13 protein-coding genes are annotated in these 13,961 nt (G+C 66.5%); 7 read left to right on the top strand and 6 right to left on the bottom strand.

Annotated features, from left to right (window positions below; all coding sequences use genetic code 11):
- The 6 genes from EB836_RS14120 to EB836_RS14095 all read right to left on the bottom strand — a co-directional run bounded on the left by EB836_RS14120 (window position 1) and on the right by EB836_RS14095 (window position 4,427).
- Entirely contained in the window at window positions 1-495 is a 495-nt protein-coding gene (locus EB836_RS14120) for a hypothetical protein (RefSeq protein WP_240689993.1), read from the bottom strand.
- Entirely contained in the window at window positions 488-895 is a 408-nt protein-coding gene (locus EB836_RS14115) for a TadE/TadG family type IV pilus assembly protein (protein ID WP_135541495.1), read from the bottom strand. Before EB836_RS14115 ends, EB836_RS14120 begins: the two co-directional genes overlap by 8 nt.
- Before the next feature lie 7 nt (window positions 896-902).
- The gene (locus EB836_RS14110) at window positions 903-1,148 is read right to left on the bottom strand and encodes a hypothetical protein (RefSeq protein WP_240690004.1); all 246 of its coding nucleotides are present in this window, start codon (window positions 1,146-1,148) and stop codon (window positions 903-905) included.
- Between the two features lie 113 nt (window positions 1,149-1,261).
- On the bottom strand, window positions 1,262-2,200 hold the full coding sequence (locus EB836_RS14105) for a type II secretion system F family protein (protein ID WP_135541491.1): 939 nt from the start codon (window positions 2,198-2,200) through the stop codon (window positions 1,262-1,264).
- Window positions 2,197-3,207, bottom strand: coding sequence for a type II secretion system F family protein (locus EB836_RS14100; RefSeq protein WP_135541489.1), 1,011 nt, complete (start codon window positions 3,205-3,207; stop codon window positions 2,197-2,199). Before EB836_RS14100 ends, EB836_RS14105 begins: the two co-directional genes overlap by 4 nt.
- Entirely contained in the window at window positions 3,204-4,427 is a 1,224-nt protein-coding gene (locus tag EB836_RS14095; RefSeq protein WP_135541487.1) for an ATPase, T2SS/T4P/T4SS family, read from the bottom strand. Before EB836_RS14095 ends, EB836_RS14100 begins: the two co-directional genes overlap by 4 nt.
- A 387-nt stretch (window positions 4,428-4,814) precedes the next feature.
- Between EB836_RS14095 and EB836_RS14090 the strand changes: the two genes are divergently transcribed.
- The 7 genes from EB836_RS14090 to ftsX all read left to right on the top strand — a co-directional run bounded on the left by EB836_RS14090 (window position 4,815) and on the right by ftsX (window position 13,961).
- A complete protein-coding gene (locus tag EB836_RS14090; protein WP_205683374.1) occupies window positions 4,815-5,651 on the top strand; it encodes a helix-turn-helix domain-containing protein in 837 nt (278 codons plus the stop codon).
- On the top strand, window positions 5,648-6,748 hold the full coding sequence (locus tag EB836_RS14085; RefSeq protein WP_135541483.1) for a hypothetical protein: 1,101 nt from the start codon (window positions 5,648-5,650) through the stop codon (window positions 6,746-6,748). The genes EB836_RS14090 and EB836_RS14085 overlap by 4 nt, the downstream gene beginning before the upstream one ends.
- The gene (locus EB836_RS14080) at window positions 6,745-9,498 is read left to right on the top strand and encodes a multicopper oxidase domain-containing protein (protein WP_135541482.1); all 2,754 of its coding nucleotides are present in this window, start codon (window positions 6,745-6,747) and stop codon (window positions 9,496-9,498) included. Before EB836_RS14085 ends, EB836_RS14080 begins: the two co-directional genes overlap by 4 nt.
- Before the next feature lie 166 nt (window positions 9,499-9,664).
- On the top strand, window positions 9,665-10,891 hold the full coding sequence (locus tag EB836_RS14075) for a globin domain-containing protein (RefSeq protein WP_135541480.1): 1,227 nt from the start codon (window positions 9,665-9,667) through the stop codon (window positions 10,889-10,891).
- A 182-nt stretch (window positions 10,892-11,073) separates the two neighbouring features.
- A complete protein-coding gene (gene prfB / locus EB836_RS14070) occupies window positions 11,074-12,198 on the top strand; it encodes a peptide chain release factor 2 (protein WP_135541478.1) in 1,125 nt (374 codons plus the stop codon).
- Between the two features lie 162 nt (window positions 12,199-12,360).
- Window positions 12,361-13,050, top strand: a complete 690-nt coding sequence (gene ftsE / locus EB836_RS14065; protein WP_135541476.1) for a cell division ATP-binding protein FtsE — start codon at window positions 12,361-12,363, stop codon at window positions 13,048-13,050.
- The gene (gene ftsX, locus EB836_RS14060) at window positions 13,047-13,961 is read left to right on the top strand and encodes a permease-like cell division protein FtsX (RefSeq protein ID WP_135541474.1); all 915 of its coding nucleotides are present in this window, start codon (window positions 13,047-13,049) and stop codon (window positions 13,959-13,961) included. The genes ftsE and ftsX overlap by 4 nt, the downstream gene beginning before the upstream one ends.

The raw sequence follows: 13,961 nt of genomic DNA, 5'->3' as shown, positions 1-13,961 counted from the left end.
TCACTGGTCTCCGACGGCGACGACGTCAGTGTGGTTGGCACGCAGAGTGATGTGTGGGGCATGTGCGGAGCCGAAGAGCAGCGGGAAGCCGGGCAGGATCACCTTCGTCTCCACACGTGCGGTGACGAGAGAACCCGCCTGTCCACAGGGACCGGTGCACGAGTAGGTGATGGAGGTCGGTGCATCGCGCAGCCCGAAGTCCGCGAAGTGCATCTTCGCCACCTCCTGGGCCCGAGCTTCGGACGGGTTCGCGTCGCGGGCGGCGATGCGGGAGGCGGACATCGCCGTCGAGGTGGTCGCATAGCTGGCGGCCTGCAGCTGAGAGAGGGTGAGCATGAGGTAGATGACGGGAATGAGCAGAACGACCGAAGCGAAGATGAACTCGATGACGGCGGTGCCCGTGTCAGCCCCACCAACAGGGTCAGCCCCGCCAACAGCCTCAGCTCCACCGACCGCGTCGACCTCCTCGGGTGCCTCCAGCTCGCGCTCAGTCACGGTCGATGTCCTCGACGATGGAGCGTCCACGCAGATCCCAGACTTCGGCCGGTCCCCACAGGCCGAGGACGGGCAGCGGTGTCCGCACCCGGACCTCGACGATCTCGACCGCACCTCGTCGTGAGGTCGAGACGGTGACCTTCTGCGCATAGCGCTCGCCGACGGACACACGGATGAGATCGCTCGTCAGCCGTTTCCCGTCGCGGGGGCTCTGATCGGCCAGGCTCGCCTGCCGGGCCCCGGCGATCGCGGAGTCGATGACCGTGTTGCGGACATGGATGACGAGCCCGATCTGCAGGGCACCGGCAAGAATGAGCGCCAGCAGCGAGGCGACCAGCGCGAACTCGGCGACTGCCGAACCCGAATCGGTGACGTCATCGGTCAGAGCGTCTTCGGCCACCGCGTTGTCACCCGGCCCCGCGGACCTTGTTCATCGCATCCTGGAACATCGAGGTGAACGCCTCACCGGCCAGTGCCCACAGGGCGACCACGAGTCCAGCAGTCATCAAGGTGATGAGCACCCACCCGGGCACATCCCCACGATCGGGCGGGTCGACATCGGCTATGAGGTCGGGGTCGATGTCCCGGTCGGCCGCCTCGGTGATGGTGGGGCCCTCACGGCGAGGAGGTGGGGCAGGGATGAGCGCGAGCATGAGCAGGATGAGTCGGCTGCCGAACTGGCGGAACATGGTGTCTCCTTCTTCTGTGCGGATGGATCGGACGGTCACGGATTCCATCGGGAAGCAATCGGGGGCGGACCAGACGGTCACGGGCTGAGGTCGAGCACGGTCAGGGACGGGAAGACAGCGAAGATGACGGTGACGGGAAGGACGAAGACGACCACTGGAACGAGCATGCCGATCTCTTTGCGGCCCGAGAGCTCGAGCAGGCGTCGGCGTGACTGTTCGCGCACGTCAGCGGCCTGGGAGCGGAGGACTTCGGCCAAAGGCGTGCCGCGGGTCATCGATACTGCGAGTCCGTCGACGAACTGGACGATCTCGGGGATCGCGATCCGCGTGGCCATCCCGTCGAGTGCCTCGACCAGAGGAGTTCCGGTGCGGGTGGCGGCCAGGGCCGCGCGCAGTTCGTCGATGAGATCACCCGAACAGGTCCGACACACCCGTTCCAGCGCCTCGATGATGCCCTCACCCGCGGTGATGGACAAGGCGAGGAGTTCCGCGACGGTGGGGAACTCGGCCAGCACCCGGGACTCGTGACGGTTGATGGCCTGGCTCAGGCGCCAATCATTGAAGACATGACCTGCGATGCCGCCGCTGATGACAAGGACGAGCGTGACGATGGGGGAGAACCCGCGCTGAGCCGACAGCAGCCCGGCCAGACCGCCGGCGGCGATCATCCCCACGAGGATGCTCAGCACCTGATTGATGCGGAACTTCTCGATCGTGGCATTCCCGCCGAGGCGGTCGATGCGCAGCCGCAGAGTCGCATCCGTGGTGATGCGCGAGGTCACCCACAGCGTCGACGTCAGCAGCACCGACTTCGCCAGTCCCAGGAAGCCCTCGGCACGCGGCGTCGGCGGAGCATAGACATCGATCAACGACTCCTGATCGCGCAGATAGGGCGCGATCCGTGAGGACAGGGTCGGTCGGCGCAGCGGCGGAAGGGAGAGGACGAAGACACACAGGGCGAAGCCGTTGAAGAGCCCGAGGGCGAGGACGGACAGGGGATCATCGAGGATGTTCATGCCGCCCGACCGTCCCGCGAACCATGCGTCCCGGACGCACCGAAACAACGGAAGCCGGTGCTCGCCTGCGGATCGGCCTCGCCGGCAGAGCCCTCAGCAGCGGCGTACCTGCGGTGTGCCGCGCTGAGGGAGGACCCTTCGATGACGCGAGGTTCGGCAGGGAGCCGACCGATGCGCTTCATCGCCTGATACGCGAGCAGAGAGATGACGAAGCCGGAGGCCAAGAGCAGCAGTCCGGTCCGGGAATTGTAGGCGGTGGCCGTCTCGGGCCGGGTCGAGAGGAACGCGAGCACCACCCAGGGTGCGGCGACGGCCAGCCGGGCTCCATTGACGGTCCACTGCTGTCTCGCGGACAGCTCGTTGCGTGTGCGGGCGTCATCGCGGACGAACTGAGCCAGGGCCCGCAGCATCGTGCCCAGATCGCTGCCGCCGACCTGCCGGGTGACGCTGAGGGCGACGACGATGCGGTCGGCCACCGGGTCGGCGCTGACTTGGCGGAACCTCTCCAACGCGAGTGCGAAGGACCCGCTGGCTCGGTATTCCTCAGCGAAGACTTCGAACAGCGGCCGCAGCGGTTCCGGACCGCGATGGGCCAAGGAACTGAGCGCCTCGGGCAGAGACAGCCCCGCCCGGACACCGGAATTGAGATGATCGAGCGTCTCCGGCCACAGCTCCCGACGCATCACCTGCTTGCTGCGGGCCCGATGCTGCAGAAGCCGGTGGGGCAGCCAGGAGGCGAAGAGGCCGAAACACAGGGCGATCGCCCACGACCCGGTGAACACGGTCGCGAGGACCGCGACGACACCGAACACGGCAACGCAGATGAGCAGCAGATGCCCGGGCCGCAGCCGCGGAAATCCCGCACCGGTGAGCATATCGTCGAGTTCGCGCACCCATCGCCGCTGTGTCCGTGCTCCCTGCGGACGCTGCCACAGAGACATCCAGATGAGGAACAGCCCGGCGCCGAGTCCCGCGCCGATGAGCAGAGCGAACTGCGAATAGCTCACGCCGCCTCCAGAACGGCGTGCAGGTCCCGACCGATGCCGGCAAATCTCTCGCCGAGGTGGCCGAAGCCCTGACCGCGGACGAGCGTTCCGCGCGGCGAATGGAAGATCGTATCGAGTTCGACGACATCGCCTTCGACTCCACCGGGGACCGCGCAGATCTCGTCGACGCGGCGGACCCCGTTGGGATCGCGTCGCAGGTGGACGACGACGTCGAGGCTGACGGCAACGGTGGGAACGACGAACGCCGAGGAGATGTTCGCCCCGGCCAGCAGCGGCAGGGTGCAGATCTTCGTGATCGCCGCGCGTGCCGAGTTCGCATGAATCGTGCCCATTCCGGGCAGGCCCGAGTTGAGTGCCACGAGGAGGTCGAGGCTTTCGGCTTCCCGGACCTCACCGACGATGATGCGGGTCGGCCGCATCCGCAGCGCCTCTTTGACCAGGGCCCGCAGGGTCACTTCGCCGGTGCCTTCCAGGGACGGCTGCCGGCATTGCATGGGCACCCAGTCGCGGCTGGGCAGGTTGAGTTCGAAGACCTCTTCGCAGGAGATCGTGCGCTCCCTGGCAGGAATCGACCCGGCCAGAGCGTTGAGCATCGTCGTCTTGCCGGCCTGTGTGGCACCGGAGACGAGGATGTTGGCTCCGCAGGCGACGGCCCCGTCGAGGAACTCGGCGGCACCGGGGGTGATCGAGCCGGTGGCGACGAGGTTCCTGAGATTGCGTGGCCGAGCGATGAACTTGCGGATATTCACTGCCGGGTGGGTGCGGGTGATATCGGGAAGGACCACGTGCAGTCGGGACCCGTCGGGCAGGATGGAATCGACGAAGGGCTGGGACAGGTCGACGCGTCGACCCGAGGTGCGCAGCATCCGTTCGATGAGGTCATCGAGTTCGCCGGAGCTCAGCTTCGTCGTCGTCAGTTGGTGGACGCCGTCGACGGCGATGAAGACCTCACTCGGGGAATTCACCCAGATCTCCTCGACGTGCGGATCATCGAAATAATCCTGCAGGGCGCCGAACCCCGAGAGCTGATTGTCGATCTGGCGAAAGGTCGCTTCTCTGTCTTCGAGCAGCGGCAGATCGGCGACGAGGCTGCGTTCGTCGTACTCGGCGATGACGGTGCGTATGAGCTCGCGAGAACGCTGTATATCGGCGCGCGGGTCCACGTCGAGATCTCTGATCCGCTTGTGGACCTCGCTGGTGATGACATCGGTGGCTTCCACTCTGAACCCTTGCCCTGATCATTCGAATGACAGCGAGATTTGCTTTTTAACCTAGCTGTAGTCGAATGAAGAATCCAGTGATTTCTGCAATCTGTGGATAACGCGATCGAGGGCATTCAAATGCTGACTCTGTAGTTTCAGGCGTGTCATTTCGGGTATGATCCAACCACCGGCAGCTCGCGACCGATGGTGGACTTCACTCCTGCCGCAAGCGCGACGCCGTCTGAGCCGACGTGCTGACTCCACCTGAGCCGCGCCGCCGGCGGGATGAATAGGATCTCCCGCCGGCGGCGCTTTTGGGCCCATGCGGGAAGTTCCGCGTTCACTCGCCGAGGCGGGCCCGGGCGGCGTATCCACGGACGGGTACCATTTATTACAATGGAAATCGTGAAAAACAGACGTGACCGCTCAGACAGCGACTCCGCGGCTCTCGGACCGGAGCCGGCGGTCCCGCAGACGGGCCTGACGCCGGCCGTTGCCTTCGTCCACGAGCACCTCGCGGCACAGGCCGGGGCCGTGACGATCTCGGCGCTGGCCGCAATGACCGGACTGCATCAGAACACCGTGCGCGAACACCTCGACCAACTCGTCGAGGCCGGTGCGGCCACGAAGTCCAAGGCCGCCTCCTCGGGCCGCGGCCGACCGGCCTGGCTGTATCGAGCGATCGGGTCACCGCGGAAGGGAGCATCGGAATACCTCGGTCTCGCCTCGGTGCTGGCCGCGCAGATCGATCGCACGAGCCCGAACCCGCGAGCAGACGGGATCGCGGCCGGAATCGACTGGGGCCGCGACCTCGCTCGAGGCGTCGCCGAAATGCGGGTCGACGCCGAGGAGGCCGCCCCCGCCGAATCGACAGCGACCGACGAGACTCTCGCCCTGCTCGACAGTCTCGGCTTCGCGCCTGAACCCGTTCCAGCGGAAGCGACGGACGCCGGCCGACGCAGCTTCCGTCTCACCCGCTGTCCCCTGCTCGAAGCCGCTCACGAATACCCGGACATCGTCTGCGGCGTCCACCTCGGCCTCGTCCGGGGCAGTCTCGAGTCCTTCGGCGGGCCCGGTGCCGACAGCGAACTCGAGCCCTTCTCCGAACCCGGGGCCTGCCGCCTGCACCTGCACGACGACACGGTCGCCGATTCTCCAACCGCGCCCGCCGCCGATCCGCAGACCGCGCCGGCATCCGGTGAGTCTGCCGGTCCCGCCGCGACCCGAAAGCCGCTGAAGTGATCCGCCGCCTCGCCTTCCTCCTCCCCGCCGGACTGGCCCTGCTGGCCGGCCTCGATGCGGCACTCATGCTGCTCGGCGTCTGGGCCCCGGTCGCCGGTGACGATCTGCCCGAACTCCACGGCATCCTCATGGTCTTCGGCTTCCTCGGCACGGTCATCGCTCTGGAGCGAGCCGTGGCTTTGGCCCGCCCGGTAGGTTTCCTCGCTCCCGGCCTGCTCGGGCTCGGCGCCATCGCCGTGCTCACACCGGCTCCGCTCATCGTCGGGCAGCTGGCCCTGCTGGCCGGCAGCCTTGCCCTCACCGTCCTCTACATCCCTCTGTTCAGACGCAACCTCGACGATGCCATCCTCGTCCAGGCCATCGGGGCAGCGCTGCTGGCCGGAGCCGGTCTGATGTGGATCGGGGGAGCCCCTGTCTCCGGCCTCATCGGCTGGCTGACCGGCTTTGTCGTGCTCACGATCAGCGCCGAACGACTCGAGCTCGCTCGGGTGAGCATCAGCGCACCGGCCACCCGCATCTTCCGACTCCTCGTCTCCGTCTTCGTCCTCGCCCTTCTCGCCTCTCTGCTGTGGCCGGCCGTCGGAGGACCGGTGCTGGGCATCAGCCTGCTCAGCCTCGTCGCCTGGCTGGTGGGCAATGACGTCGCCCGCAAGACCGTGCGCGGCCCGGGGCAGACCGGCTTCATCGGTGCCTGCCTGCTCGCCGGGTACGTATGGTTGGCCGTGGCCGGACTGATCTGGACACTCGGCGGCCCGATCACCTCGGGACGTGGATTCGACGCCCTCGTGCACGCGGTCTTCCTCGGCTTCGCGCTGTCGATGATCATGGCCCATGCCTCGGTGATCCTGCCCGCGGTGCTGCGCATCCGTCTGCCCTACCACCCGGGCTTCTGGATCCCGGCCGGGCTGCTGCACATCAGCCTCATCCTGCGCATCGGCATCGGTGACGGACTCGACCTCGGCTGGGCCACACAGCTGGGCGGAGTGCTCAACGTGCTCGCAGTCCTCGGATTCGCCATCGTCGCGGCCTCCTCGGCGATCACGGCGACGAAGAAGCGTACCGGTTCGGTCGCTCGCAGATCGGAGCCCACCCGATGAGCCCGCAGCTGTCCTCACCGCGCGAGCGTGACGACGACCTCGGCATCGGGCGCGGACGCTGGCTCATCCGCGACATCCCCGTCGTCATCTGGCTCGTCTTCCTCCTCGTCATCATCGCCGCCCATCCGGGCCTGCCGGTGGCCCGCTGGCTGATGATCCACCTCCTCCTCCTCGGCGCGGTCAGCCACTCGATCCTCGTCTGGTCCCAGCATTTCGCCCAGGCGCTGTTGCACACCCCCTCGACCGCGGCCAGCCGCCGCAGCCAGAGCCTGCGCCTCGGGCTGCTAAACATCGGCACCCTCGTCGTCATCATCGGCATGATGGCCGGCATCTGGGCACTCGTCATCCTCGGTGCCGCGGCTGTCGTCGCCGCTGTCGTCTGGCACGGGGCCTCGCTGTGGAACGGGGCCCGCCACGCGCTGGCCTCCCGCTTCGCCGGAACTCTCCACTACTACGTCGCCGCGGCCGCGATCCTGCCGGTCGGCGTGACCTTCGGCGTTATCCTCGCCGATGACCTCGCCGACCCCTGGCACTCGCGGCTGCTGGCCGCCCATGCGCTGCTCAACCTGCTCGGCTGGATCGGCCTGACCGTCATCGGCACCCTCATGACCCTGTGGCCGACGATGCTGCGGACGAAGATCGTCCCCGGCGCCGAGGTGGCCGCCCGTCGCGCTCTCCCGCTCCTGCTCACCGGCCTGGTCATCGCTCTGGCCGCGACCCTGTTCTCGGCCCCCTGGGCGGCCGGCATCGGGCTGCTCGCCTACCTGGCCGGCATCGGACTCATCGCCCGGCCCTTCGTGCTCTCCGCAGCGGCCAAACCGCCACGGGAGTACCCGACCTATTCGGCCGCAGCCGCAATGGTCTGGCTGGTCATCTGCCTCCTCGCCACGGCCTGGGTGTTCTTCACCTCCGCGGATTGGACTTCGGCCACCCACGGGTTCACCTGGCTGGCCCCCGCACTGGCGGCAGGCTTCGCCGCACAGGTCCTCTTCGGTGCCCTGTCCTATCTCCTGCCCGTCGTCCTCGGCGGAGGGCCGACGGCCGTGCGCGCCGCGAACCGGGAATTCAACCGCCTCGCGGCCTTCCGCATCACGATCATCAATCTCGGTCTGGCGATCTGTCTGCTGCCCGTGCCCAGCTGGGTGCGCGTCCTGTGCTCAGGGCTCGTGGCGCTGGGGCTGGCACTGTTCCTGCCCTTCCTCTTCCGCGGCCTCCGCGCCTCCCGCAAGGCCAAAGCGAACCCGGACATCCACCGGACGAAACGTCCGACGAAGGAGCAGCGAGCCGCCGCATCCAAACTCGACGACCGGCGTGCACTGGCATCGGCGGCTGCGGGCATGGCGCTCGTGCTCGTCGCCGTGGCCGGGGGAGTGGCCCTCGACCCGAACGCCACGACCGCGGTCACCGCGCGAGCCGCCTCGGCGGGAGTGACACCGACGGGGGAGACCACAACGGTGCGCGTTGAGGCGAAGGACATGCGCTTCAGTCCCGACAGCGTCGACGTGCCCGCCGGCAACCGGCTCGTCATCGAGCTGAAGAACACCGATGACCAGGACGTCCACGATCTCGTGCTCGACAACGGCGTCGACAGCGGACGACTGAGCCCCGGCGAATCCGCCACCGTCGACGTCGGCATCGTCGGCGAAGATCTCGAGGGCTGGTGCTCGATCGCCGGGCACCGGCAGATGGGAATGGTCTTCGCCGTCAACGCGATCGGCGGTGCCGGTGAGAATACGGCAGCGGGCCATGACGACTCCGGCGACTCCGGGGATTCCGACACGGACGGCATGGCCGGCATGGATCACGGCGGCATGGAGCACGGCAGCGGCAACGGAACCTCCGGCAGTGAGGAATCCGCGGCCGGAGACCTCGACTTCATGGCCGAACCCGGAGCGGACTTCTCTGCCCGCGACGCGCGGCTGCCGCAGCCCGATGAGTCGGAGGAGCCGAAGACGATCAGGAAGACCTTCACCGTCACCGAGGAAGAACGCGAGGTCGCCGTCGGGGTCAAGCAGAAGCTGTGGCTGTTCAACGGCACCATGCCCGGTCCCACCCTGCGCGGGAAGGTCGGCGACCGGTTCGAGATCACCCTGGTCAACGACGGTTCCATGGGCCACTCGATCGACTTCCACGCCGGCGAGCTCGCCCCCGACCAGCCGATGCGCACGATCGCCCCCGGCGAATCGCTGACCTACACCTTCACGGCCACGCACTCGGGTGCCTGGATGTACCACTGCGCGACGATGCCGATGACCGACCACATCGCCAACGGCATGTTCGGCGCAGTGATCATCGATCCGCCGAAGCTGCCGGAGGTCGACCGCGAATACTTCATGGTCCAATCCGAGCTCTATCTCGGACCCCAGGGCGGAATCGTCGACTCCGACAAGGCCGCCCGCGAGGAACCCGATGCCGTGGTCTTCAACGGCTTCGCCAATCAGTACGATCACGATCAGCTCAAGGCGAAGGTCGGCGAACGGGTACGCATCTGGGTCGTCGACGCCGGCCCCAACCGGCCGAGCGCCTTCCACATCATCGGCGGACAGTTCGACACCGTGTTCAAGGAAGGCGCCTACCGACTCAAACCCGACAACGAGGAGCAGGGGGCGAGTCAGACGCTCGACCTGGCCGCCTCGCAGGGCGGGTTCGTCGAACTCGAATTCGCCGAGGCGGGGCACTATCCCTTCGTCTCCCACGTGATGGTCGATGCCGAACGCGGTGCCCACGGGATCGTCGACGTCACGGATTGAGGCGATCGCCCCGCTGTGACTGCGAGGGCGGTACGAAAAATCTCACATTCTACAGCGTGTAGAAAACATTCTACGCGCGGAAGTACGGTCGAAACTGCAAGAAGAACAGCGACCTGGAAAGGCCGTTCCCGCTGCGCGGCGCACGGGCGCCGCAAAAGGAGCTGAAGTGATCTCCCAACCCGCTCTCGCCATCGTCAGGGACACCCTGCCCGTCATCGGATCCGCGATCGGTGACATCACCCCGATCTTCTACGACCGGATGTTCACCGCCCGTCCTGACCTGCTGCGCGACCTGTTCAACCGCGGCAACCAGGCCCAGGGTGAGCAGCAGAAGGCCCTGGCAGGGGCGATCGCGGCCTATGCCAGTCTGCTCGTGTCCGAGGATGCCCCGAACATCGATGCGATGATGAGCCGGATCGCGAACAAACACGCCTCCCTGGGTATCACCGAAGACCAGTACCCGATCGTCTACGAGCACCTCTTCGCCGCCATCGGTGAGGTCCTCGGCGAGGCGGCCACCCCCGAGGTCGTCGACGCCTGGACCGAGGTCTACTGGGACATGGCGAACACTCTCATCGCCGCCGAGCGCGATCTCTACGCCCGGCACGAGGTGGACCCGGGCGAAGTCTGGTCCGAACTCGTCGTCGTCCGCCGTCGCCAGGAGTCCCCGCAGACCGTCAGCCTCGTCCTCGCCCGCCCCGATGGGGAGGTCCTGCCGCAGGCCCGTCCCGGACAATACATCTCCGTCCAGGTGCAGCTGCCCGACGGCGCCCGCCAGATCCGGCAGTACAGCCTCACCCGGGCGACCTCGCGGGTGTCCTGGACCGTGACGATCAAGGCCGAACCCGGCCGCACCGAGGCCGGCATCCCCGCAGGCGAGGTCTCGAACTTCATCCACGGCAACGTCTTCGAAGGCGACGGGCTGCGCTGCTCCCTGCCGTACGGCGACCTCGTCGTCGAAGAGGCCGAGGCCCCGCTGCTGCTCGTCTCCGCCGGCATCGGCTGCACCCCGATCCTCGGTGCCCTCAACGACCTCGTGTCCAAGGAGTCCCAGCGTGAGGTCACGGTCCTCCACGCCGACCAGTCCATGGCCACTCACGCCCACCGGCAGGAGATGGCGCAGCTGGTCGGTCAGCTGCCCGGGGCCCGGATGCATCACTGGTACGAACAGCTGGGTGCCCGGACGACGACCGAAACCGTCCACGAAGGGTTCATCGACCTCACCGAGGTGAGCGTGCCCGCCGACGCACAGGTCTACCTGTGCGGCCCGCCCCCGTTCATGCGCGCTGTGCGCCGCGGACTCGACGACCTCGACGTGCCCGAGGACAACATCCACTTCGAGGTCTTCGGCCCCGACACCTGGGCCACGGTTCCCGAACTCGTTCCCGCCTGAGGCGGGCCGGTGTCCGGCCTGTCTCGGGCAGGTGTTCTGCCCGGGTCGGGCCCGTCCCCGCGCGGGCGGGCTCATCCCCGGTGAGCCGGGGGATTCGTCGGATGCGCGCCGAGGTGGCCCCACCTCGGCGCGCATCCCTCGATTGAGGGCGAGGCACGGGCATGCTTTAGAATCGAGTCATTATGGCCACCACTGATTACCCTTCTGAAATCGCCAACCTCCGCCAGACGTACAAAGCGATTCTCGACGTGTCCGACCTGGAGAATCTGCGTGACGAGGTCTCTGAGCTCACGGAGGAGGCGTCTTCGCCGACTTTCTGGGACGACCCGGACTCGGCGCAGAAGACCTCGGCCAAGCTCTCCCACAGGCAGGGCACCCTGGAGAAGCTCGAGAAGTTCGGTGAGCGCATCGACGACGCCGAACTGCTCGTCGAGATGTCCCAGGACGAAGGCGACGCGGACTCCCTTGCAGAGGCCGACCGTGACATCAAGAAGCTCCACGATCAGCTGGCCGAACTCGAGATCTCGACGCTGCTCAACCACGAATACGACGAACGTTCCGCTGTGGTGACCGTGCGCTCGGGCGCCGGCGGCGACGATGCCACCGATTGGGCGCAGACGCTCACGCGGATGTACGTGAGGTGGGCGGAGAACCGCGGCTACAACGTCCAGGAACTCGACACCTCCTATGCTGAGGGCGCAGGCATCAAGTCGGCGACGATCCAGATCAACGCCCCCTACGCCTACGGCACCCTGTCCGTCGAAGCCGGCACCCACCGTCTCGTGCGCATCAGCCCCTTCGACAACCAGGGCCGACGCCAGACCTCGTTCGCCGCTGTCGAAGTGGTCCCGCTCATCGAGTCGACCGACCATATCGACATCGACGAGAACGACCTGCGCATCGACGTCTACCGGTCCTCGGGCCCGGGCGGTCAGTCGGTGAACACGACGGACTCCGCCGTGCGCATCACCCACGTTCCCACCGGTGTGGTCGTGAGCATGCAGAACGAGAAGTCCCAGATCCAGAACCGTGAGGCCGCGATGCGCGTCCTCCAGTCGCGTCTTCTCGAGCGCAAGCGCCAGGAAGAGGCCGCGCAGAAGAAGGAGCTCGCCGGCGACATCAAGGCCAGCTGGGGCGACCAGATGCGCTCCTACGTCACGCACCCGTACCAGATGGTCAAGGATCTGCGCACCGGGTACGAGGTCAACAACCCCTCGGCGGTCTTCGACGGCGACCTCGACGGACTCATCGAAGCCGGCATCCGCTGGCGCAAGGAACAGGAGATGGCCGAAGAGGCCGACGCCTGACCTTCTGACGGTCAGCCTCCTCGGCGAGGTCGGCCGTCTCATCGCGGTGACTGTGAACTTCATTCGGATCGCAACACACGCCCGGCCGCCTCCCCGAACATCACGGAACTGTTACGTACAGTGGAACCGGCCGAGCCACCCGCGACATGATTGAAGACGAACTTGATCAGATTCGACTCCGTTTCGAAGTCTTACGACTCACGCTCCCGCAAGGCACTCGACGAGATCTCGTTCGAAGCTGACCGTGGGGAGTTCGTGTTCCTCGTCGGCGCATCCGGTTCGGGAAAATCGACGGTCATCCGGCTCATCCTGCGAGAAGAGGTGCCCACGACCGGACGCATCCACATCGCTGGAAAATCCGTTGTGAAGATGCCCAGCTGGAAGGTGCCCTACCTGCGGCGGGGGATCGGAACCGTGTTCCAGGACTTCCGTCTGCTGCCGAACAAGACCGTCTTCGCCAACGTCGCCTTCGCCCTCCAAGTGATCGGGAAGTCCCGTGCGGCCATGTCGACGCTCGTGCCCGACGTGCTCGAGACCGTGGGCCTGGCCGGCAAGGAGAAGCGGTATCCCAGCGAACTCTCCGGCGGTGAGCAGCAGCGTGTGGCGATCGCCCGCGCCGTGGTCAACAAACCGGGAATCCTGCTCGCCGACGAGCCCACCGGCAACCTCGACCCGACGACGAGTGCCGACATCATGAACGTGCTCGAGAAGATCAACCGCAACGGCACGACCGTGCTCATGGCCACCCATGACGGCGAGATCGTCAACCGGATGCGCAGACGCGTGATCGAACTGCGCGAAGGCACGATCGTCCGTGACGTCGAAGAGGGCACCTACGGAGTCGCCTCATGAGGGCCGGTTTCATCCTCTCCGAGGTGTGGTCGGGCCTGCGGAGGAACTTCTCCATGGTGCTCTCGGTCGTCCTCGTGACCTTCGTGTCCCTGCTCTTCGTCGGCGCCGCGATCCTGCTGCAGATGCAGGTCGGGCAGATGAAGGATTTCTGGTACGACCGCGTGCAGGTCTCCGTGTTTCTGTGCCCGCCGGATTCGGAGGCGACGAACTGCGTCGACGGTGAAGTCACCGGCGATCAGAAGGATCAGATCCGGGCCGAACTCGAAAGCTCCGAACTCGCCCCCTATGTCGACAAGGTCTACTTCGAGGGCAAGTCCGAGGCCTACGACCACTTCCAAGAGCAGTTCAAGGGCACGAGCCTCGAAGGAACCGTGCCCGAGGACGAGATGAGCGAGTCCTTCCGGGTCAAACTCAAGGACGCCGAGAAGTACGACATCATCAAGGAGACGTTCTCCTCGACCCCGGGAGTTGAGGAGGTCGTCGACCAGAATCAGCTGCTCGACCGGCTGTTCGGGGTGCTCAATGTCGCGACCATCGTCGCCGTGGCCATCGCGGGAATCATGCTCATCTGCGCGATGCTCCTCATCGCCACGACCATCCGACTCTCCGCGTTCTCGCGGCGGCGGGAGACGGGAATCATGCGGCTCGTCGGTGCGTCGAACACATTCATCCAGCTGCCGTTCCTGCTCGAGGGCGTCATCGCCTCGGCGATCGGCGCGAGCCTGTCCGCCGGCGCCCTGGGCCTCCTCGTCCACTTCGGTGTCAGCGGTTGGCTGCAGGGGCAGGCGACCGGGTTCAGTCTCATCTCCGGGTGGGACGTCCTCCTCATCGCTCCCGTGCTCATCATCATCGGCGTGCTCATGGCCGGTGCATCTTCGCTGATCACCCTGAACAAGTACACGAAGGTCTGA

The sequence above is a fragment of the Brevibacterium sp. S111 genome (genome assembly GCF_004745075.1).
GTDB lineage: Bacteria > Actinomycetota > Actinomycetes > Actinomycetales > Brevibacteriaceae > Brevibacterium.
This window is presented reverse-complemented; position numbering and strand designations above follow the sequence as displayed.